The organism is Leucobacter alluvii, from assembly GCF_039530485.1.
Classification (GTDB): domain Bacteria; phylum Actinomycetota; class Actinomycetes; order Actinomycetales; family Microbacteriaceae; genus Leucobacter; species Leucobacter alluvii.
Genome location: NZ_BAAAOP010000004.1, coordinates 175,910 through 196,130, shown reverse-complemented (window position 1 = coordinate 196,130; position 20,221 = coordinate 175,910). Strand labels below are relative to the sequence as shown.

Genomic DNA, 20,221 nt, shown 5'->3' with positions numbered 1-20,221 from the left:
TCGACACCTTTTCTCCTATCCATCCACTCGTTCGGAACTGAGCTGACCCGGGGGCGGTGCGAGCCGCCCCCGGGATCCGCCCTCAAGAAGGGATCCCGATCGTGGACGTCCTACTGGCGAACGCCGACGACATTCTCGCCGGCTTCCTGATGACGCTGCAGCTGCTGCTCTTCGGAGGTGTCGGCGCGCTGCTCATCGGACTCGTCGTCGCCGTGCTGCGCATCTGCCCGGTGTCGTCGCTGCGCGGCTTCGCGACGGCATACACCGAGCTGATCCGCAATATTCCGCTGACCCTGCTGCTGCTCTTCATGGTCTTCGTGCTGCCGCTGATCGTGCCGGACAAGCCGCCTTACGCGCTGCTCGCCTCCATCGGGCTCGCCGTCTACACCTCGCCATTCGTGGCTGAGGCGCTCCGCAGCGGCATCAACGGCGTGCCCGTCGGTCAGGCCGAGGCCGCCCGTTCCATCGGGCTCGGCTTCGGGCAGACGCTCTCGTTGATCGTGCTGCCCCAGGCGCTGCGCATGGTCGTCCCGCCCCTGATCAACGTCTTCATCGCGCTGACGAAGAATACGTCGGTCGCCGGCGGGTTCTTCGTGGTCGAGCTGTTCGCCACCGCACGGCAGCTCACCAACAGCAACGGCCAGGCGGTGATCCCGATTCTCGTCGGTGTCGCCTGCTTCTATCTCCTGATCACCATTCCGCTCGGCCTGCTCGCCGGGCAGATCGAGAAGAAGGTGCGGGTGCTGCGATGAGTGCGACCGTTCTCTACGACGCCCCCGGCCCGAAAGCGCGTCGGCGATCCCGCATCATCTCCGTCGTCGGAGTCATCGCGCTCGCGGCACTGCTCGGCTGGGTGGTCTGGCGGTTGGCTCAGCCGCAGATCTCGGTCAACGGCAACGAGAACCCCGGAATGTTCGACGCGTCGCGCTGGGACGTGCTCGCCTACGGCGAGGTCTGGCAGTTCATCGGACGGGGCGTGTGGAACACCCTGCGCGCCGCTGCGGTCGCGATGGTCGGCGCGGTGCTGCTCGGCATGGTCTTCGCGTTCGGACGACTGGCGACGAACGCATTCATCCGCATCCCGACGACCGTGCTGCTCGAATTCTTCCGCGGGATGCCCGTGCTGCTGATGATGCTCTTCATCCTGCTCGTGGCGTCGACCGGTGCGTTCGGCGCGGTGGTCATCGCACTCATCATCTACAACGGGGCGATCATCGGCGAGGCCCTGCGCGCGGGCATCGTGGCCCTCAACAAGGGCCAGCGGGAGGCGGGGCTCTCCATCGGTCTGACCCCGGTGCGCACGCGCTTGCTCATCGAGTTCCCGCAGGCCTTCACTCAGATGCTGCCGATCATCATCGCGCAGCTCGTCGTGCTCTTGAAGGACACCTCGCTCGGCTACATCGTGGCCTACTCCGAGCTGGCCTCGACGGTGAAGCAGGCGTCCACGTTCTACGGCAACCGATACCTCTTCACCTTCTGGGTGGTGGCCGTCGTGATCTACCTGGCGATCAACCTCACGGTGTCGTGGCTCGGTCGTCGTGCAGGCCGGCTCGCAGCGACGCGCAGCGGAAAGCCGACGGCCGCGGCCAAGCCGGCAGCGGTGGCGGCCTCGATCGGCGGTGAGCTCGGTGCAGGGCTCGGCGCGACCGACGGCGACGACGATGCCGGTGGCCGCCGCCGGACCCGTTGATCTCTCGCTGAGGCGCACGTGAGCGACGACCTTCCCTACCTCGACCCGGCGACGGGTGCACGATACGCGCTCGAGCCGGGTCGCTGGCGTTCGGACTCGGGAGGACCGCTGCTGCTCGCGCCGGGCCGGGGGATCACCCGCGCGGATATCGAGCACGGCGCTCCCGGGCTCTGGCGGTACCGGGCCGCCTTCGCCCTCGACGTCGACGAACCACTCGTGCTCGGCGAGGGGCGGACTCCGCTGGTGCCCGGCGTCTGGGGGAGCGCTCGGCCGCTGTGGAAACTGGAGTGGTGCTCCCCGACCGGCAGCTTCAAGGATCGGGGCGCCAGCGTGATGCTCTCGGTGCTGCGGCAGCAGGGGGCGCGCGCGGTGATCGAGGACAGCTCGGGCAACGGCGGAGCCGCGATCTCCGCCTACGGGGCCGCGGGCGGGCTCGGCGTCACGGTCTTCGCGCCGGCGACCACCTCGCCCGGCAAGCTCGTGCAGGCGCGCGCGTACGGGGCGCGCATCGAGCTGGTGGAGGGACCGCGCGTCGCCTCGCAGGAGGCGGCGATCGCTGCGGCTGCGCACGGTGCGGGCTGGTACGCCAGCCACAACTGGCAGCCGTTCTTCTTGGAGGGTACGAAGACCCTCGCCTACGAGATCTGGGAGGACCTCGGGTTCCGCGCTCCCGACGCCGTCGTGCTGCCGGTGGGTGCGGGGAGCAGCCTGCTCGGGTGCGCGTTCGGCTTCCGCGAACTGCTGCGCGCCGGCCAGATCGAGCGCGTGCCGAGGCTCTACGCCGCGCAGCCGCTCAACTGCTCGCCGATGGATGCGGCGTTCCACGTGAAACCAGGAGAACCGGTGCCGAACCGCCCGGTGCGCGCGACCATCGCCGAAGGCACGGCGATCTCCCACCCACTGCGGCTCGGCGCGATGCTCGACGCACTGCGCGAGAGCGGCGGCGGCACGGTGGCGATTCCGGAAGCGGACATCCGCTCAGCGCACGCGGAGCTCGCCTCGCACGGACTCTACGCCGAGCCGACGAGCGCGACGGCTGCCGCAGCGGTGAGCGAGCTCGTCGCGCGCGGCGCGGTCCTGCCCTCCGAGACGACGGTCGTGCTGCTCACCGGGTCCGGGTTGAAGGCCGCGGCGTGAGGCACCGCTCAGGCGTCTCGCGCCGTCGCCCCGTCGCGCCATTGCGCCGAGGCTGTGCCTTCGCGCCGCGCAGCTTCGCGCCGCGCAGCCGAGCACCCGGGGCGGGGCGGGACGCACCAAGGTGCGGCGCTACTGCCCGACCTCACCTGCCTCGCCGCTCTCGTCTTCCCGACTGCCGCTCTCCCTGCGCGCCGCGCGAGCATCCCGGCGGGCCGCCTTCGCCTCGCGCTTGGCTTCGCGCTTCGCCTCGCGGGCGGAGCCCTTCGCCGAGCGCTGCTCGGCAGCGAATGCTCGCTGGGCCTCGCGGGCCTCGCCGGGAGCGCCCGCACTCTCGGCCTGCCGCTCCAGCTTTCTCGCGCGACGCGCCTCGCGCTTCGCGATCTTGCGGTCACGGCGGCGCTCGACGAGCGTGTAGAGGATCGGCACCAGGATGAGCGTGAGCAGCGTCGATGATACGAGGCCGCCGATCACGACGATCGCGAGGGGCTTCGAGATGAACACACCGCCCCCGGTCAGGCCCAGCGACATCGGGATCAGGGCGAACACCGTGGCTGCCGCGGTCATGAGGATCGGGCGCAGACGCAGTCGGGTGCCGTGCTCCACCGCCTCGTCGAGGGTGGCGCCGGCCTCGCGGAGGCGGTTCACGAGGTCCATGAGCACGATGGCATTCGTCACCACGATGCCGATGAGCATCAGCAGGCCGATGAGGGCGGGAAGCCCGAGGGCTGTGTTGGTGACGAGCAACCCGATGATGGCGCCGGTCGCGGCGAACGGGATCGAGATGAGCAGCACCAGGGGCCCGCGGAAACTGCGGAAGGTGGCGACCATCACGAGCAGTACGAGCATGATCGCGGCGAGCATCGCGAGGCCGAGTTGGCCGAACGCCTCGTCTTGCTGGGCCGCCGCGCCGCCCTGTTCGAACTGCACGCCGGCCGGCAGCTCGGTCTCGGCGATCGCGGTGTCGATCGAGAGGCTCGCGGTCTCGAGCTCGCCCTCCTTCGGAGTCACGGTCAGCGAGACCTGACGCTCGCCATCGGCGCGCGTGATCGTCGGCGCGGTGAGTTCCTCCTCGACGGTCGCGATCGCGGAGAGGGGGATCGCGGCGCCGGTGACCTCGGCGGCTGCGCGCTGTTCGGCCTCCGCCGCCTCGGCTTCGGCCTGCTGCGTCGCCGCATCGTTCTGCGCCTGGCGGAGCGAGGCGATCTGCTCATCCATGCCGGTGATGCCCGACTGGGCGCCTTCGAGCGCGCCCTGCAGCGAGGCGAGCTGCTCAGCGCGTTCCTGCTGCGCCCGCAGCATCGCATCCTCGTCGGGGGTGCGCGGCTCCTCCGGGACGATCGGCGCGCTCGAGAGCTGTGCGAGCTGCTCGTTCAGCGCTCCGATCTGGGACACCAGCTCGGCCCGCTGATTCGCCGCTTCGGCGATCTGGGAGTCGAGTTCGTTCGCCGCCTCGATGCGCGCGGTCTCCGCTTCGGCTTTGGCTCTGTCCTCGAGCACCTGGTTCGCGGCCTTCTGCGCCTCCGCCGTCTGTTGAGCTGTGACGGGCAGCAGCACCTCGCCGAGCTGGTCGGCGGCGCGCGCAGTGCCGGGGGTGCGCACGATGATGTCGCGCTCTTGGCCGTCGAGCATGAGCGAGCCCACGGTCGATCCTGTGAGGGCCTCTTGCACCGCTGTCGCGATGGTCGTCCGGTCGAACCCGAGACGCGTCGCTTCGAGCTCGTCGACCCGCACGCGCAGCACGGGTTGTTCCCCCGAGAGTTCACTCGTCACGGAGCGGACCCCGTCGGCGTCGGCGAGCTGCTGCTCGAGCAGGTCGCTGGCCTCGCGGAGCGCCTCGGAGTCGTTGCCCGAGATCTGCAGCGCGATGCCGTCGCCCGCCCCCGCGACGAACGCGTCTTGCGAGGCGAGCGAGATCTCGCCCGAGTCCGGCAGCGCATCGATCGCGTCTTGCACGGCCGATTCGACTGTGGCGACCTCTGCGTCATCGGCGAGCTGCAGATCGTAACTGATGGTGCTCGGGGTGCCCGGGGTGGGCATGGGGATCGACGTCATCACATCCGCGATGCCAGGGATCTCACTGAGTGCGGCCTCCACGGGCTCAGCTGCGGCGACGAGGTCATCGCCGGTCTCCTGGGGCGGCGCCTGCGTGAGCTGCAGGCTCTCCTGGCCGGAGGAGCCGAGGAAGTCCGTCTGAATGAACGCGGTCATGCCGAGTGTGGCGACGAGCAGCAGGCCAGACACGACGAGCGTGATGGCCGGGTGGCGCCGGGTGGCGTTGAGCGCGGGCATGAAGGTGCGCTGCAGTCGGTCGGGTGCGGTGTGGATCTCGTCGAGTTCGGAGACCGCGGCGGGATCCTGCTCGGCGTCGTCCGACGCGTCGGTCTCGGCGCTGGGCTCGCCCCGATGGGCGGGGGCGTTCTTCAGGAACCAGAAGGCCAGCACGGGCACGATGGTGAGTGCGACGACGAGCGAGGCGAGGAGCGCGATCGATACCGTGATGGCGAACGGCCGGAAGAGCTGGCCCGCGATGCCCGACACGAATGCGATCGGCAGGAACACCGCGACGGTGGTGAGCGTCGATGCGGTGATGGCGCCGGCCACCTGCCGCACCGAGGCGACGACGCCCTCGATCGTGAGCGGCCCGTCGCCCCTCCGTCGGCTGATGTTCTCGATGACCACGATGGAGTCGTCGACGACACGGCCGATCGCGATCGTGAGCGCGCCGAGGGTCAGGATGTTGAGCGTGTTGCCGCTCGACCAGAGGCCGATGAGGGTGATGAGCAGGGAGAGCGGAATGGACACCGCGGCGATGATGGTCGACCTCCACGACCAGAGGAACGCGAGAATCACCAGCACGGCGAACAGGAGTCCGAGCCCGCCCTCCACCGAGAGATCGTGGATCGACTGCTCGATGTACGGTGCCTGATCGAAGATGGTGATGAACTCGGCGTCGAGGGTGGGGGCGAGGCGATCGAGCTCGGCGTTCACCGCGTGCGAGATGTCTACGACGTTCGCGCCCTGCGACGGCGTGATCTGCAGCGTCAGCGAGGGGTTGCCGTTCACGCGAGAGATGTTCTGCGCGGGAACCGCTTCCATTTCGACGTCGGCGAAGTCGGAGATGCGCACTGCACCCTCCGCGGTGGGCACGGGCAGATTCGAGATGTCTTCGATCGACGTGAGCGCGGCCCCGACGGTGACGGAGATCGGCCCCTCGGCGGATTCGGCTTGACCGGCGGGAAGCGCCGCGCCGTTCGCCTGGAGGATGGGCTGCAGCGTCGACGGATCGACTGCGAGGCGGGTGACGTCTGCGGGGCGGAGGTCGATCGAGATCCGATGCTCCTCCTGCCCGGCGAGCTCGACCGTGCGCACGCCGGGGACGTTCTGCAATGCCGGGACCACGGTCTGGGCGAGCGCGTCGCCGAAGGCCTCCTGGTCGCCCGACGTTCCAGCACTGAGCATCATCGCAGGCATGTCGTCGGCGCCGCCCGACATGACCTGCAGCTCGCTGCCCGAGGGGAATGTCGGCCGCAGCGCCTCGGCCGCACTCCGAATGGCGCGCAACGTCTCGTCGTCGTCGGTGCCGAACGTCCATTCCGCGAGGATCTGCGCGTCACCGCTGGCCGTCGTCGACGTCACGCTCGTGACACCGGGCACGGCGAGCAGCGCTTGCTCCACCGGCTCGGTGACCGTGCGTGCCATCTCCTCGGGCGCGAGCCCCTGCGACTGCGCCATGACATACGCCATCGGCACCTGCATCGAGGGCATCAGCTCCTGCTTGAGCGATCCCATCGAGACGATGCCGATCACGGCGATCGCGAGGGTGGTGAGCCCGACGATGAGTCGGTTCTTGAGACTGGTGCGCGTGAGGAACGACATGAACGCTTTCGGCTGGGGTCTCGCACTGCGTGATGGATCGGGGCCGACGGATCCGAGGATTCGTCGGCGACCGTGCATCGTGGAGCGGCGTGACGGGGAACGCAGCCGGGCGCGGGCCGAGCGGCGAGATCAACCCTTTCAGCTTGGCCGGTGAACCGTTCGACGGCATCGTGCTCCGGTACCATTTCGGATCATCCCGCGGGATGATTCCGGGAAGCCGGAAGCGGCTCCCGCGCCGATTCTCCGAGGCATTCGCGCTCCCCGCGTGGCTCCGTGCGCCGGGTCCGCCCCGGTCACCGCACGTAACGGTCGCGGCCCGCGAGCACGCCGAGGCCCATGACCAGCACGCCGATGCCGCCCAGCGTCCAGAGCGCCGGCGCCCATGAGCCGGTCGCGTCGTGCAGCAGCCCGATGGCGGGAGGCCCGGCGGCCGCGCAGAGGTACCCCACCGCTTGGGCCATGCCCGATACGGCAGCGGCGTGACGGTGATGATGCGTGCGCAGGCCGAAGAAGGAGAGGGTGAGCACGATGGAGATTCCGCCCGAGAGCCCACCGCAGCCGGCCCACAGCGCTCCCCATTCGGGCGCGAACGCCAACCCGACCGCCGCCACCACGAAGAAGACGCCGGAGACGGCGCCGAGGCCGCGCTGATCGCGGAACCGGGGGATGAGGGCCGAGCACACCGTGCTGCCGACGATGGCGACGGCGTTCATGATGAGCAGGTGGAAGCCGGCCGCCGCGGGGGAGATGCCGGCGGCGATCTCGATCGAGGGCAGCCACAGAATCAGAATGTAGTAGGCGACGGATTGCACGCCCATGAACGCGGTGAGCTGCCAGGCGAGTGCCGATCTCCACGGGGAGAATCGGTCGCGCGAGGTGCCGCCGCCGGGCAGTGCGATGGTCTCACTCGGCGGCTCGTTGCGCGGTGATCGCGAGCGCAGAATCCGCGGAAGGAGCGCGGCAAGCCCGAGGAGTGCGAACCCCGCCCAGATGCCGAGCGACGCCCGCCACCCCAGCTCTGAGGCGTCGGCGAGCGGCACGGAGACGCCGGCTGCGATCGCCGCGAAGACCGATTGCACCACGGAGTACGCACCCGTCACCTGCCCGATGCGCTTCGGGTAGTCCCGCTTCACCAACGAGGGCAGGGAGACGTTGAGCGCGGCGATCGCGACGCCGAGCACGATGGTGCCCGCCCAGAGCCACACCCCTCCGACGGACCGGAGCGCGATTCCGGCGGCGAGCAGCGCGAGACTCCCGCCGAGCAGGCGTTCGAGCCCGAAGCGGAGCGCGATCCTGGGCATGAACGGTGAAACGCCGGCGAACGCGAGCAGCGGCAGGCTGATGAGCATCGACGCGGCGAGCGAGCTCAGTTCGAGTTCCGTCTGCAGGCGATCGAGGATCGGGCCGACCGAGGTCAGACTCGCTCGGAGGTTGCCGGCGACGAGCAGCAGCCCGGCGAGCGCCAATGCCGCTGCGAGCGGCCCCGTGCGGCCGGCGCTCGAGTCGCGGGGCTGGGTCATGCCTCGGGGTCGGCGCCGAGTGCGCGCGGCTCCACACGCGTCCACTCGGCGTACTTCGCGGTGCGTCCGTCTCCGCTGGAGCGCCCGGTGAGGCGGCGCTGCACCCAGGGGACGACGTGCTCACGGGTGTAGCGCAGCTGATCCCTCCGAGTCGGGCGCGGGATCGCCGCGGCGTTCAGCTCCCAATCGGCCGGCGCGGTGTAGCCCATCGCCCGCAGCACGTTGGCGGCGACGCGGCGATGCCCGACCGGCGCGAGGTGCAGGCGATCCGGCGACCAGTACTGCCCGCCGGCGAGTTCCGGATCGTTCCAGTTGTCTGCGAAGCGCACGTCGAGGCGCTCGGCGATGGCGCGCGCGGCTCGCACGAGTTCGTCGCCTTTCACTCGCACACGGGCACCGCCGGGTAGCCCCGCCGTCGGATTGGCGCCGGCGAGCAGAATCGGCTCGGCGCCCGAATCGCGGATGCGCATCAGCGCGTGCTCCGTCTGCGCGGCGACCCACGCGATATTCGTGCGCGGGCGCAGCATGTCATTGCCGCCGCCGTTGAACGTCACGACCGTCGGCTGCAGGGCGAGTGCCGGCTCGAGCTGCTCGGCGATGATGGGAGCGAGCAGTCGCCCCCGAATGGCGAGGTTCGCGTAATCGACGGCGGCGCCCGTTGCATCCGCGAGCCCCTGCGCCACGAGGTCGGCCCACCCGCGAACGGAGCCGTCGGGTCGCTCATCGCCGACCCCCTCGGTGAAACTATCGCCGATGGCGACGTACCGGATCGGGGCCCGTTCAGTGGCTTCGTGCGGCTCGCTCACGGGCCCAGCCTACGCCCATCGCCGCACGCAGCTGCGGGAGCCACAGCGCGTAAATACGCGTTTCAAATGCGAGGCGACGCGCAAGCATCACGCAAGATCAGTGAAATCGTACGTAAATCCCGGGCAACGTCTCCGCCAGTGACGTAGTTCGAAGTACATTTACCCGAAATATGCGAGTGCCTCCAGTCATGCTCACCCGATGGGTCGTGCAGGACCCGGTGGCGTGCTTCTCGGTGCGAGTGCTGGCTCCATGGTGTGCCAGCCGAGCGTGACAACTGATGAACGCGGAGTTTCACCAGCGCGTGAGGCCAAGGGCAGGTGAAGAATCGGGAGACTGTGATGGGGGAGACCAGCACTGACTTCCATTGGCGCGCTTCGGCCCAGGCGCGCTCCCTCCGCGATGATCGATCTCGCGCCATGATCGACCGTGAGCTGTTGCGAATGTTGCGCGAGAAAGCAGCCGCCGAGGTCACGCTTCTGCAACTTCGAGAGGAGTTGGCAGCCGTTCAGCGACAGGTTCAGCGGGCAGCTCAGAAGCGCCACGTGGTCGAACAGCGACTGGCCGATGAGGGTAGAGCGCTCGAGCGGGTCAGAGCGACCCTCGAAGATCTTCGGGTGCAGCAGACCAAGATCGAGTCGAATGTCGCTGTTCTGCGGAAGAACCGTGCCGACGTCACGCACCGGGCAGCTCTCATAAACACGGCAGAGTTGAGAGCCGCTGCCGCAACTCGCGACCTACCGCGTGTCGAGGTGCCCTCACCGCGTGTCGAGTCACAGGCACCCGCCCCCGCCCCCGAGGTGCCCGCTCCTGAAGCACGTGCAGGTGCGCCTGCTGTGGTCGAGGCGCAGGCCTCGGGGCCGGAAGATCACTCCCCACTGGAAAACCCGCGAGCATGTTCGCCGTCCCCGACACCGGTCGAGGACGGCGAACGGACGGGGGATTCGCCACGCCCTCACATCGAGATCTTCGAGCCCGATCAACAGGGAGCAACTCGGTCGGCGGGGCACACTGCCGGAGACGCCAACCTCGCTGATTCGCAGCATACGATGGCGGAACCGGAGACTCTACGTGTCGACGGGGTAGACGGTTCCGCGGCTTCTGCAGGAACCGAGAAGCTCTTCGCCTCTCCTTCATCGCCTACAGCACCGGCGGTGAAGGAGCCGACCTCTGCTCCCTCGACGCGTAACGAACCGGGCGATTCGCAGACGATCGAGGATTCCCCGCGTCGGCGTGCGGGATTCCAGCCACCTGAAACGATCGATGAACTGGACAAGAAAGAGCGCAAGAAAGCGGACCGTGATGCTCGGAAGTACCTTCGGCACGAGGAGCGCGAAGAAAAGCACCGCGCGAAGGAACGCAAACGGCAGATGCGCGCCGCGGTCAAAGCGAAGAAGACGGGGCAATCGGGCCAGGCGGCAGCCGGAACCACGGTCGCAGAAGCCGATGCGCAGGGCGCCGATGAAAAGTGGAGCTTCGTGGACATCGCTCTCGCGATTCTCGTCGTGCTGCTCCTCATCGCTGTGATTGCGGTCTTCGCCCTGCCAACGGTCATGAACGCGATGTCCAGTTGGTCGCTTCCTCACGTGTACTTCTCACCTGTTTTCGCCGAGAGCACCGACGCCATGAGCGATGCATCGGAGATTCCCGGATACATCCGAGCGAATGTCGAGATGAACATATGACGCGCCATTGCCCACGCCGAGATTGTCGTCTTCCGAGTTCTCGCTTCCTTGATCACCGCACTCTCCATTTGTCACCGGACGACATTTTGAGACGTACTGGCTCGCGAACCAAGCCACGTCACATTCGCAGCAGTACGCCAAGCTCCTACTAGAAAGACATGCACGCAATGGGTATGCACACTTACGCGATCTCCCCGGAACGGAAGGGGTACTCTCGCCACGAAGTAGACCGACTGCTCAGAAACCTCGATGCTACGATCGACGAACTCCAGGGTGAACGAAGCTCGCTCATGGAACGTATGCGGGCGATCGAGACAGAACTCGAGATCGCCAATAAGAACCTGAGCAAGGCTCAGTCGCAGAAGCCGACATTTTCTGGACTGGGTTCGAAGTTTGAAGAGGTGCTCCGCACTGCGGAAGTGCAGGCCGAGCACATGCTCGACGAGGCGAAACGACGCTCTGAGTCGATCACCGTCGAAGCAGAGGCGGCGGCGCAACGACTGATCCGAAGCAGCGAGGAACAGGCGGCGCAGATCCTCAATGAAGCGCAGCGTCGAGCGAAAGACGCAGCACTACAAGGAGAAACGGCAGCTGTCGAAGTCGCGGCGATCGCGAACGCTCGGCTGGGAGAGGCCAGTGAGGCCGTGACGCAAGCCAAGCGTGACGCAGCGAACATTCGCGCAGTTGCCGAGGGCGAGATCATGCAGGCGCGACAGGAAGCGCAGGCGCATATCGACCAGCAGCGCGAAGAGATTCACCGCCTCCGAGAAGAAACCGAGCACCATGCGATCGAAGTCGAACGCGCGCTGCTGGAACGTCAGGCCGACGTCGAAGCCCAGTGCGATCGAGTTCTTTCAGAGGCAACTGAGCGTTCGTCGGCCATCCTGGACCAGGCGAACCTCAAGGCGGCGGAGATCAATGAGCGCGCGTATGCCGTCGGGCAGGAGAGCGAGGCTTTGCATGAGCGTCTCCGGGAGGAGGTGCAGCGGCAGCACGCGGAGGCGCGGAAGCGTGCCTCCGACCTCATCGAACAAGCACAGCTCTACTCCAACAACCTCGTGAATCAGGTCGAGATGTTCTCGGACAAGGTCCATGCCCGTGCTCAAGCGCGGTTCGAAGCGCTCAATGACGAAGCCGAGTTCATTCGAACGTTCATCGATGACCACCGTGTTTCGAGAAAGACGGAGACCGTCATCGCGCAGATCGAAGAGCATCTTCGCCAGGCAAGTGCTGACCGTCACAACGGATAGTGGAGGAGTGTCGACATGAGATTGCAGATCAGTGATCAGACCGCGGAGATTCTCGTTGCCGATCAGAGCACGTCTTCGCGGATCCTCGCAGAGATAGCCGCGCAACACGCGGCATTGCGCGACCGCATTCGCCAGCACCCGAACGTCTACGAGGATCTCATCGAGTGGATGGACGAAGTCGCGAAACGTGAGTCGAGCGGTGATGACTCCGGCGACGGCTTGAGCGTGCCCGAGTACCAGGGGAAGGCTGATTCTCCTTCGTCGCCGGCTGCGGTACCGCCGAGACGGCCCGACGCCGCGACCGCACACGAGCGAATTGAGGTAGCGGGCACTGCGCAGTCACGCGGTGACGCGGAGGACCGGGACGGTCCGAAGACCGGGGTCCGGACCGCAGAAGCTCAGCCGAAAACTGCATTCGACGGGCAGGTTGGCGCATCAAGTGCCGCCGCGCCCCAGGCGAGTTCGAGCCAGACTTCGCTAGAGAGACTTCGCGCCCGGTACGCTGCGACTTTCGAGGAGCAGAAGAACTCGCGGTCGCCCGTGGGTCGAGACACGGAGTTGCGCGAATATTCCGACAATCGACTCCGGGAGATGCGAACTCAACTGGACGCGGAGGTGAAGGCGAGGCTCGAAGCGGAAGCGAGAGTGCAGCTCGCGTTCGAGGCGCGAGACCGTTCACAGGAGGAGACGCTCGCTGAGGCGCGAGCGCGTGCTTCAGCAGAGGCGCAGAGCAAGCTTGAAGTGGAGGCGCGCGAACGCGCAGAATCCCTTGCGCGGAACGAAGCAGAGGTGTGCCGCAGCCTCGAAGCGCAACTCGTTGAAGTGCGACGTGAGATCGAGGATCTGACAGCGCTGCACGAGAACGAGGTGCAGCAGCGGGCATCGATCGAGAGTGAACTCGAACAGGCTGCGGATCACCTGGAGCAACTTGAAGGGGAGCGGGCGACGCTCGAGGAGCGGCTCGCCGTCGTCTCGCAGTTGGCGTTCGAGACGGAAGCGTTGCTCGCGGCAGAAGCGGATACGCGGTCGGAGGCGGAGGCTCGTGCACGCAATGAATCGCTCATGCGAACCGAGCTTGAGGCGCAGGTTGCAGTCGAGCGAAGCGCTCGAAAGGGCGCCGAGGGGCAGGCGTACGAACTCAACGAGCAGCTGCTCGGAGTTCAGAACGAACTCGAGTCGCTTCGCTCCGAGATGGAGCGTCAGGCCGAGCAGCGTTCGGTTGCCACTGTCGCAGCGGAGGCTGAGCTTGAGTTGCGCGTCACCGAGCTGGAGGCGGCGCTGACGGAAGAGCGAACTCGTGCGCGGCAGTTGGAACAGACGATCTTCGACGAGTCGCAGTCGCGCCTGGCACTCGAGGCGAGACTCGACGCGGAGAGCGACAGTCGTTCGGCCGCAGAGGACCGCGAGCGTCGGGAGAGGCTGTTGCGCGTTGAGCTCGAGGAGCGTTTGGCGCTTCTCGGCGCGGCGCAGCGCTCGTTCGACGAGTCCTGAAATAGAAACTTCATGACTTTGAAAATCACGTTTGACATAGCCCGTGAACTATTGTCCAAGCCGATGACAGGGCCCGCGGAACTCGCTGAAATCGCCGCGAAGTTTCCCGAGCTCCGGGAGAGCGTCGGCGGGCATATCAATGCCACTCCCATGCTTTCGGATTGGATATCGCGCAACGTTGGGCAGCCGCGAGGAGCGGGGACGAGCGATCTGCCGTCTGCACCGAGATATCCGGTCGCGGGGGAGCCCGGGAGACGCGACCGGCCGCTTCCAGAATGGGAGCGGCGTCTCGCCGAAAAGGAAGCGGAACGGCTGCATCGCGCGAGACGTGCGGCGGAAGACGAACTGCAGTCTCTCGTACGCGGGAAGAGCCTGGTCGAATCTGAGGCCGAGATTGTGCGCCAGAATCTGGGCCAAGCAAAAGCTGCGTTGGAGGCTGAGCACGAGCGAATACGTGAGGCGGAGGGGCGGATCAGCGAGCAGGTGGGAGCTCGGGCGGAACTCGATGACATCGTGAAGATCGTACGGACGAATCTCGGTGATCTCGAGTATGCTCTTGAGCAAGAATCGCTCGCATACGCTCAGGCCGAAAATCGTCTCGCGCAGGTCCAGCGCGAGCAGCATTCTTTAGAGCGCTGAGCGTGATACAAGCTGACGAACCTATGGCGTTTGCGCGCGACGCGATCCTGACGTAGACTCGGCGTTTGGCTGTGCGCCGTCCCAGTGCGCAGACCGCGCGAACTGATCGCAGCGAATCGATTCTCGATCTCGCCGCGGGTTCGTGCAGACAAGAAATCTTGGGTGAGGCCGTCCGGTCTCACGGTATGAGAGGAAACATCATGGCAGCAGTGTGCCAGGTGACCGGCGCCGTTCCCGGCTTCGGACACAACATCTCGCACTCGCACCGTCGCACCAAGCGTCGGTTCGATCCGAACATCCAGAAGAAGACCTACTTCGTGCCCTCGCTCGGCCGCAAGGTGACCCTGACCCTCTCGGTCAAGGGCATCAAGATGATCGACGCTCGCGGTATCGAATCGGTAATCGCTGATCTGCAGAAGCGCGGGGTGAAGCTCTAATGGCTAAGGATAAGGACGTACGTCCGATCATCAAGCTCCGTTCGACGGCCGGCACCGGGTTCACCTACGTGACGAAGAAGAACCGTCGCAACACCCCCGACCGTCTCGTGCTGAAGAAGTACGATCCGGTCATCCGCAAGCACGTCGACTTCCGAGAGGAGCGTTAATCATGGCGAAGAAGAGCATGATTGCGAAGAACAAGCAGCGCCAGGTCATCGTTGCGCGTTACGCGGCGAAGCGCCTCGAGCTGAAGAAGGCCCTCGTGGACCCGAACGGCACCGACGAGAGCCGCGAGGCCGCACGCGTCGGCCTGCAGAAGCTGCCCCGCAACGCGTCACCGGTGCGCGTGCGCAGCCGCGACGTCATCGACGGCCGCCCCCGTGGCGTGCTGACGAAGTACGGCGTCTCGCGTGTGCGTTTCCGCGACATGGCGCACCGCGGCGAGCTGCCCGGCATCACCAAGTCGAGCTGGTAACGACTCGTAGCTGGCGCTTGAGCTGAGAATGGCGTGGATCCTTCGGGGTCCACGCCATTTTGCGTTGCCGGCGCCCCGCACCCGAAACGGTCTCCGATCAGCCGCAATACCAGGTCGCAGTGCGTCACTCTGGGGAATCCCCGACCGAAGTTCCGCATCATTCCGCCGAATTGGGGTAGATTCGAACCGATCAATCGATCGGACTCTCCATCCGGAGGGAACCCTGAACCAAGATCTAGGGGCGTGCCCGGTTGCGGCGCATCGCCTTGGAAGGACACAACATGGCACTCAACAAGACCGAGCTTGTCGCGAAGATCGCTGCCGAGACCGGCCAGAGCCAGGCCGCCGTCTCCAGCGTGATCGACGGACTGTTCTCCGCTGTTTCCGAGACCGTCGCTTCGGGCGACAAGGTCTCGATCCCGGGCTGGATCTCCTTCGAGACCGCGACCACCGCTGCTCGCACCGGCCGGAACCCCCGCACCGGCGAGTCCATCGACATCCCCGCTGGCAAGCGCGTCAAGGTGTCGGTCGGCAGCAAGCTCAAGGCTGCTGTCAAGTAACATCGTCTTCCTCGAAGCTCCCGGGCCGCGTTGCGGCTCGGGAGCTTCGTCGTTTCGGGGCCCGTCGGGCGGCGTGATGAGCCGGACCGCAGGCGACGGGGCATCGATCACGCTCCCACCGCACTACGCGTAGGCTAGTCGGGTGCCCCGTTTCGTCCGCGTTCTCGCCCCCGCTGCGCTGCTCGCGGCGACCCTCCTGGCGCTGTGGCTCGGTCTGAGCATCGGCGGTGCGGCCGCCGAGCGCTCGCTCGCCGACCCGGGTGCGATCGTGCGCGTCGGGCTGCCGCTCACCCGGACGATCGTGAACATCGCGATGGCTGCTCTCATCGGCTCCATCGTGATGTCGGTGTGGGTGTTCGCGAGCGATCGCCCGGAGACGCGTCTCGCGATGGATCTCGCTGCCGGTTCCGCAGCGGTGCTCACTGTCGCGAGTGCCGCGGCCACGCTGTTCACCTACCTCGACGTGTCGAGCCAGCCGCTCTCCGGTGACGCCTCGTTCGGTGCCGGCCTCGCGCAGTTCCTGACGGAGATCGAACTCGGTCAACTCTGGCTGCTCGAGTTGCTGCTCGCGGCGGTGACGACGGTGCTCGCGTTCGCGATTCGCGGCCGCAAGCTGATGCTGATCGTGCTGGTGGCGGCTCTGGCGACCGCGCTTCCACTCGCTCAGCAGGGGCACGCGGCCGGGGCGTCGGGTCACGGTGCGGCGGTGAACGCGCTCCTCGTGCACATCGTCGGCGCCGCAGTGTGGCTCGGCGGTCTGCTCACGCTCATCTTCATCGCGCGCGCGGTCGACCACAGGCGACTCGCCGCGGTCACCGCCCGCTACTCCTCGATCGCGCTGCTCGCCTTCATCGGAGTCGCGGCGTCGGGAGTCGTGAGCGCGTGGTTGCGCGTCGGCACCTGGGACGCTCTGCTCGGCACCGGGTACGGGCAGCTCGTGCTGCTCAAGACGGGATCGCTCGTGGTGCTCGGGGCGTTCGGCGCGATACAGCGCGTACGCCTGATCCCGCGCATCGCTGACTCCGCACGAGGCATGCGCCCGTTCGCCTGGTTCGTGGTGTGCGAGCTCGCCGTCATGGGCGTCGCGAGCGGCATCGCGGGCGCCCTCGGCCGCACCGCGACACCGGTGGCCCTCGAACCGGTGCGCGACCAGCCGGGCGGGATCAGTCCGGCCGAGTGGCTCACGGGCGACCCCCTGCCGCCAGAGCTCACGCCGCTGAGCTATCTCACCGAGTGGAAGTTCGACCTGCTCTGGGTGCTCGTCTGCATCTTCGCAGCGGGCATGTACCTCGCTGCGGTCGTGCGCCTCGCTCGTCGCGGCGATCGCTGGTCGTCGGGCCGCACGACGGCATGGCTCCTCGGCATTCTGCTGCTCGCCTACACGACGAACGGTGCGCTCAACGCGTACGAGCAGTACCTCTTCAGCGTGCACATGCTCGGGCACATGATGTTCGCGATGCTGATCCCGCTCTGCCTCGTTCTCGGCGCTCCCGTCACACTCGCGCTTCGGGCGACGCACAAGCGATCCGACGGCTCGTGGGGCGGTCGCGAATGGATTCTGTGGGCCGTGCAGACGCCCTTCTCGAAGATCGTGACGCACCCCGCCTTCGCCGCCGTCATGTTCTCCGGTTCGCTGTGGGTGTTCTACTTCACGCCGATCGCCCGCTGGGCCGCCGAGGAGCACCTGGGGCACCAGTGGATGATCATCCACTTCCTGATCTCCGGCTACCTCTTCAACCTGTCGATGATCGGCGTCGACCCGGTGCCCTACCGCTTCCCGTATCCCCTGCGCATCGTCACCCTGTTCGCCACGATGGCGTCGCACGCCTTCTTCGGCGTCACGATCATGACGGGCGACGGACTGCTGCTCTCCGACTGGTACGGGGCCATGGGGCGCACGTGGGGCGCTCCTCCCCTCGAGGATCAGTCGACGGGCGGCGGCATCGCCTGGGGCATCGGCGAACTGCCGACCCTCGCGCTGGCCCTGATCGTGGCCGTGCAGTGGTCGCGGAGCGATGAGAAGGAGCAGAAGCGCAAGGATCGCGCGGACGACCGCTCCGGCGGCGCCGAGCTCGAGGCGTACAACGAGATGCTCGCCCAGCAGGCCCGCCGCGACGGGAAGCGCGCGAGCGACCCTCAGCGCCGCTAGCCGCGCGCGCGACGCGGGCGGAGCGGGGCGGCATGCGGGCCTCCGACGCTTGATAGCCTCATGGTCATGACGCAACACGACGTGCACGGCGCACCGCCCCTCGACGCGACCGGCAGGCAGGAGATGCACGCGCTCACGCGGGAGCGCATGCGGTTCTTTCTGCGGTTCGCGCTGACGGAGGGCGCAGTGCTCGCGATCCTCATCGTGCTCATGTACGCCGCGCGCATCATCGACCCGGATCTCGGCCTGTATCTGCTCATCGGGGTCGCGCTGGTCGGCGGCGTTGTGCTGTCGGTCGTGCTGTCACGTCAGATGAAGCGGCAGCAGGCGATCGTCGCAGCGTCGGAGGCGCGTCAGGAAGCGGTGCGGATCGAGGCATCGCGCCAGCCATAGGCAGCCGCGACGGGGCCCAGCCCCGTGCTCAAGCGCCGATCGCGCCGGCTTCGGTGGAGCGCACATCGGCGCGGTGGAAGTTGAGGTGCGAGCGCGAAGCCGTCGGGCCCCGCTGGCCGAGGTACCGGGAGAACGTCGCACCAGAACCGTAGGGGCGCTCCGCTGGCGAGGTCAGCTTGAAGAAGCAGAGCTGCCCGATCTTCATGCCGGGCCAGAGCCGGATCGGCAGGGTCGCCACGTTCGAGAGCTCGAGCGTCACGTGGCCCTCGAAACCGGGATCGATGAAGCCTGCCGTCGAATGCGTGAGCAGGCCGAGCCGCCCGAGCGAGCTCTTGCCCTCGAGGCGCGCCGCGACGTCGTCGGGCAGCGAGACCTGTTCGTACGTCGAACCGAGCACGAATTCGCCCGGGTGCAGGATGAAGCCTTCTTCCGGGTCGACCTCGATCAGGCGCGTCAGCTCCGGCTGCTCCTCGGACGGGTCGATCACCGCGTACTTGTGGTTGTCGAAGAGGCGAAAGTAGCGATCGAGTCGCACGTCGACACTCGAGGGCTGCACCATCGACGGCTCGCTCGGCGAGAGGCCGATGCGTCCTGATTCGAGTTCGGCTTTGATGTCACGATCTGAGAGCAGCACGGGACGATTCTACGGGGTGGCGGTTATCCTCGTCTCGTAACGAGGGAAGGGGAAGTCATGCCGACTCTGCTGCAGGTCGACGGCGCCATCGCCGACAGCGCGTCGCGCACTCGGATGCTCACGAACGCGGTCGCGGAGGCCTGGATCGCCAGGGGGGACGAGTTCGTCGTGGTACAGCGCGATCTGCATTACGACCAGCCGCCGCACTTGACCGAGCGCTCGCAGCACTGGCCCGCCGAGTTGCGAGGCGGTGAGAGCCTTCGCGCCTCGCGGCAGCGGGTGCAGGATCAGCTGATCGCCGAACTGCTCGACGCGGATGCGCTCGTCGTCGGTGCGCCGATGTACAACTACGCGATGCCCTCGACGCTGAAGGCCTGGGTCGACCTGGTCCATGTGCCAGGGCTCACGTCGTCGTGGGCCGGATCGCCGCGGCCGCTCGAGGGCAGGCCCGCCGTGATCGTCACCGCCCAGGGGGGCCCGCTCGAACCCGAGGTGCAGGATTTCGTGACGGCGCCGCTCGCCCATCTGTTCGGAGCGGGCTTCGGCATGGAGGTGTTCGTGGTGGGCACGAGTCGCACACTCGCTGAGATGCTGCCCGAGCTCGGCCTGGAGTGGGCTGCGGACGATCTTCGGCGCGCGCAGGTGGAGGCGGCCGAGCTCGGCCGCACGATCAGCGCGGGCTGAGGGGTTCGGTGACGGCGAAGAGCAGTTCGCCGATCTGGTGGGGGAGCGCCGCGATGCCGCGCGGGTGCTGCTCGCCCTCGAGTGCGGAGACGCGCGCCGAGCGCTCGCACATGCCGTTGATGATCTCGGTGGTGCGATCGGCGGGGAAGATGAAGCGGCGACCCGCGGCGGCGATGGCCGTCTCGACGAGTTCGGCGAGGCTCGCCGTCGCGCGGTCGAGCAGGGCGAGGTATCCCGGCGCGATGTCGGGATCGCGCATCGCGAGCAGCGCGAATTCGTTCTCGAGAATGATCCAGTGGGCATCGCCCTGCTCCACGGCGATGAATCGCGTGATGTACTCGGCAGCCTGTTCCGCATCGATCTTGCCCTGGAGTCGTTGCAACGCCGGCGTGAGCTCGGCGATCGTCGATTCGACTTCTTCGATGCGTCGATCGAACTCGCGTTCGAGCACGGCGAGGAACAGTTGCTCCTTCGTCGAGAAGTTCGAGTAGAAGGCGCCGCGTGAGAATCCGGCGCGGGCGCAAATCTGCTCGACTGACGCGCCCTGCACTCCGGCCTCGGCGAAGACCTCGATGGCGGCGTCGAGCAGGCGGCCGCGCGTCTCTCGTCGCCGTGCGGTCGGCGGACCCTGGTGCGGCTCGTTCGTCATCGCAGCCCCTTCTCGTCTCGGCAGACAGCATGCAGAGCCTAGCCTGAAAGATTCCCGATACATCAGTGTACCCAATCAGATACACTCGTGTATCGAAACGGATGCATTCGTGTATCGATCGCTGAACCGGCGGTCAGGCGCACCGATC

General features: G+C 67.1%; 19 protein-coding genes and 1 pseudogene. 15 read left to right on the top strand and 5 right to left on the bottom strand.

Annotated features, from left to right (window positions below; genetic code table 11):
* The first annotated feature begins 101 nt into the window (after positions 1-101).
* The 3 genes from ABFX18_RS04320 to ABFX18_RS04310 are packed head-to-tail and all read left to right on the top strand — an operon-like array spanning position 102 to position 2,827.
* The gene (locus ABFX18_RS04320) at positions 102-752 is read left to right on the top strand and encodes an ABC transporter permease subunit (RefSeq protein WP_090145895.1); all 651 of its coding nucleotides are present in this window, start codon (positions 102-104) and stop codon (positions 750-752) included.
* Positions 749-1,690 carry an amino acid ABC transporter permease gene (locus ABFX18_RS04315; protein WP_336662267.1) on the top strand — a complete coding sequence of 314 codons (942 nt, stop codon included), beginning with the start codon at positions 749-751 and terminating at the stop codon, positions 1,688-1,690. The genes ABFX18_RS04320 and ABFX18_RS04315 overlap by 4 nt, the downstream gene beginning before the upstream one ends.
* Positions 1,691-1,708: 18 nt before the next feature.
* Positions 1,709-2,827, top strand: coding sequence for a threonine synthase (locus tag ABFX18_RS04310; protein ID WP_346057520.1), 1,119 nt, complete (start codon positions 1,709-1,711; stop codon positions 2,825-2,827).
* Between the two features lie 129 nt (positions 2,828-2,956).
* On the opposite strand, the gene ABFX18_RS04305 is transcribed toward ABFX18_RS04310, so the two are convergent.
* The 3 genes from ABFX18_RS04305 to ABFX18_RS04295 all read right to left on the bottom strand — a co-directional run bounded on the left by ABFX18_RS04305 (position 2,957) and on the right by ABFX18_RS04295 (position 9,029).
* On the bottom strand, positions 2,957-6,703 hold the full coding sequence (locus tag ABFX18_RS04305) for an efflux RND transporter permease subunit (RefSeq protein ID WP_346057519.1): 3,747 nt from the start codon (positions 6,701-6,703) through the stop codon (positions 2,957-2,959).
* A gap of 293 nt (positions 6,704-6,996) precedes the next feature.
* Positions 6,997-8,223: an MFS transporter gene (locus tag ABFX18_RS04300; RefSeq protein WP_346057518.1), complete on the bottom strand. Its 1,227-nt coding sequence runs from the start codon at positions 8,221-8,223 to the stop codon at positions 6,997-6,999.
* A complete protein-coding gene (locus ABFX18_RS04295; protein ID WP_346057517.1) occupies positions 8,220-9,029 on the bottom strand; it encodes an SGNH/GDSL hydrolase family protein in 810 nt (269 codons plus the stop codon). Before ABFX18_RS04295 ends, ABFX18_RS04300 begins: the two co-directional genes overlap by 4 nt.
* A gap of 339 nt (positions 9,030-9,368) precedes the next feature.
* Between ABFX18_RS04295 and ABFX18_RS04290 the strand changes: the two genes are divergently transcribed.
* The 11 genes and pseudogenes from ABFX18_RS04290 to ABFX18_RS04245 all read left to right on the top strand — a co-directional run bounded on the left by ABFX18_RS04290 (position 9,369) and on the right by ABFX18_RS04245 (position 18,106).
* On the top strand, positions 9,369-10,712 hold the full coding sequence (locus tag ABFX18_RS04290; protein ID WP_346057516.1) for a hypothetical protein: 1,344 nt from the start codon (positions 9,369-9,371) through the stop codon (positions 10,710-10,712).
* A gap of 290 nt (positions 10,713-11,002) precedes the next feature.
* Positions 11,003-11,962 carry a coiled-coil domain-containing protein gene (locus tag ABFX18_RS04285; RefSeq protein ID WP_346057515.1) on the top strand — a complete coding sequence of 320 codons (960 nt, stop codon included), beginning with the start codon at positions 11,003-11,005 and terminating at the stop codon, positions 11,960-11,962.
* A 15-nt stretch (positions 11,963-11,977) separates the two neighbouring features.
* Positions 11,978-12,136: pseudogene (locus tag ABFX18_RS14275) on the top strand (variant leucine-rich repeat-containing protein); the annotation flags it as partial.
* Positions 12,137-12,553: 417 nt separating this feature from the next.
* The gene (locus tag ABFX18_RS04280; RefSeq protein WP_346057514.1) at positions 12,554-13,453 is read left to right on the top strand and encodes a coiled-coil domain-containing protein; all 900 of its coding nucleotides are present in this window, start codon (positions 12,554-12,556) and stop codon (positions 13,451-13,453) included.
* A gap of 12 nt (positions 13,454-13,465) precedes the next feature.
* Entirely contained in the window at positions 13,466-14,092 is a 627-nt protein-coding gene (locus tag ABFX18_RS04275; RefSeq protein WP_346057513.1) for a variant leucine-rich repeat-containing protein, read from the top strand.
* Between the two features lie 200 nt (positions 14,093-14,292).
* Positions 14,293-14,529 carry a 50S ribosomal protein L28 gene (gene rpmB / locus ABFX18_RS04270; protein WP_090145908.1) on the top strand — a complete coding sequence of 79 codons (237 nt, stop codon included), beginning with the start codon at positions 14,293-14,295 and terminating at the stop codon, positions 14,527-14,529.
* On the top strand, positions 14,529-14,696 hold the full coding sequence (gene rpmG / locus ABFX18_RS04265) for a 50S ribosomal protein L33 (protein WP_010155688.1): 168 nt from the start codon (positions 14,529-14,531) through the stop codon (positions 14,694-14,696). Before rpmB ends, rpmG begins: the two co-directional genes overlap by 1 nt.
* Positions 14,697-14,698: 2 nt before the next feature.
* On the top strand, positions 14,699-15,004 hold the full coding sequence (rpsN, locus tag ABFX18_RS04260; protein WP_090145910.1) for a 30S ribosomal protein S14: 306 nt from the start codon (positions 14,699-14,701) through the stop codon (positions 15,002-15,004).
* 281 nt (positions 15,005-15,285) lie between these two features.
* The gene (locus ABFX18_RS04255) at positions 15,286-15,564 is read left to right on the top strand and encodes an HU family DNA-binding protein (RefSeq protein ID WP_090145911.1); all 279 of its coding nucleotides are present in this window, start codon (positions 15,286-15,288) and stop codon (positions 15,562-15,564) included.
* Between the two features lie 142 nt (positions 15,565-15,706).
* The gene (locus ABFX18_RS04250; protein ID WP_200330671.1) at positions 15,707-17,713 is read left to right on the top strand and encodes a cytochrome c oxidase assembly protein; all 2,007 of its coding nucleotides are present in this window, start codon (positions 15,707-15,709) and stop codon (positions 17,711-17,713) included.
* Between the two features lie 66 nt (positions 17,714-17,779).
* The gene (locus tag ABFX18_RS04245; protein ID WP_141653188.1) at positions 17,780-18,106 is read left to right on the top strand and encodes a hypothetical protein; all 327 of its coding nucleotides are present in this window, start codon (positions 17,780-17,782) and stop codon (positions 18,104-18,106) included.
* A 28-nt stretch (positions 18,107-18,134) separates the two neighbouring features.
* Here the strand turns inward: ABFX18_RS04245 and dcd are convergent, their stop codons facing one another.
* Positions 18,135-18,740, bottom strand: a complete 606-nt coding sequence (gene dcd, locus ABFX18_RS04240) for a dCTP deaminase (RefSeq protein ID WP_090145917.1) — start codon at positions 18,738-18,740, stop codon at positions 18,135-18,137.
* 57 nt (positions 18,741-18,797) lie between these two features.
* Between dcd and ABFX18_RS04235 the strand changes: the two genes are divergently transcribed.
* Entirely contained in the window at positions 18,798-19,424 is a 627-nt protein-coding gene (locus tag ABFX18_RS04235) for an FMN-dependent NADH-azoreductase (protein ID WP_346057512.1), read from the top strand.
* Here ABFX18_RS04235 and ABFX18_RS04230 read toward each other — a convergent pair.
* Positions 19,411-20,073: a TetR/AcrR family transcriptional regulator gene (locus ABFX18_RS04230; protein ID WP_346057511.1), complete on the bottom strand. Its 663-nt coding sequence runs from the start codon at positions 20,071-20,073 to the stop codon at positions 19,411-19,413. The genes ABFX18_RS04235 and ABFX18_RS04230 overlap by 14 nt on opposite strands.
* Between the last annotated feature and the right edge of the window lie 148 nt (positions 20,074-20,221).

Coding starts and splice junctions, on each gene's coding strand:
- ABFX18_RS04315 (WP_336662267.1), top strand. CDS start 749: ATGAGTGCGACCGTTCTCTACGACGCCCCCGGCCCGAAAGCGCGTCGG.
- ABFX18_RS04305 (WP_346057519.1), bottom strand. CDS start 6,703: ATGTCGTTCCTCACGCGCACCAGTCTCAAGAACCGACTCATCGTCGGG.
- ABFX18_RS04300 (WP_346057518.1), bottom strand. CDS start 8,223: ATGACCCAGCCCCGCGACTCGAGCGCCGGCCGCACGGGGCCGCTCGCA.
- ABFX18_RS04290 (WP_346057516.1), top strand. CDS start 9,369: ATGGGGGAGACCAGCACTGACTTCCATTGGCGCGCTTCGGCCCAGGCG.
- ABFX18_RS04285 (WP_346057515.1), top strand. CDS start 11,003: ATGGAACGTATGCGGGCGATCGAGACAGAACTCGAGATCGCCAATAAG.
- ABFX18_RS04280 (WP_346057514.1), top strand. CDS start 12,554: ATGCGAACTCAACTGGACGCGGAGGTGAAGGCGAGGCTCGAAGCGGAA.
- ABFX18_RS04275 (WP_346057513.1), top strand. CDS start 13,466: ATGACTTTGAAAATCACGTTTGACATAGCCCGTGAACTATTGTCCAAG.
- rpmB (WP_090145908.1), top strand. CDS start 14,293: ATGGCAGCAGTGTGCCAGGTGACCGGCGCCGTTCCCGGCTTCGGACAC.
- rpmG (WP_010155688.1), top strand. CDS start 14,529: ATGGCTAAGGATAAGGACGTACGTCCGATCATCAAGCTCCGTTCGACG.
- rpsN (WP_090145910.1), top strand. CDS start 14,699: ATGGCGAAGAAGAGCATGATTGCGAAGAACAAGCAGCGCCAGGTCATC.
- ABFX18_RS04255 (WP_090145911.1), top strand. CDS start 15,286: ATGGCACTCAACAAGACCGAGCTTGTCGCGAAGATCGCTGCCGAGACC.
- ABFX18_RS04245 (WP_141653188.1), top strand. CDS start 17,780: ATGACGCAACACGACGTGCACGGCGCACCGCCCCTCGACGCGACCGGC.
- ABFX18_RS04235 (WP_346057512.1), top strand. CDS start 18,798: ATGCCGACTCTGCTGCAGGTCGACGGCGCCATCGCCGACAGCGCGTCG.
- ABFX18_RS04230 (WP_346057511.1), bottom strand. CDS start 20,073: ATGACGAACGAGCCGCACCAGGGTCCGCCGACCGCACGGCGACGAGAG.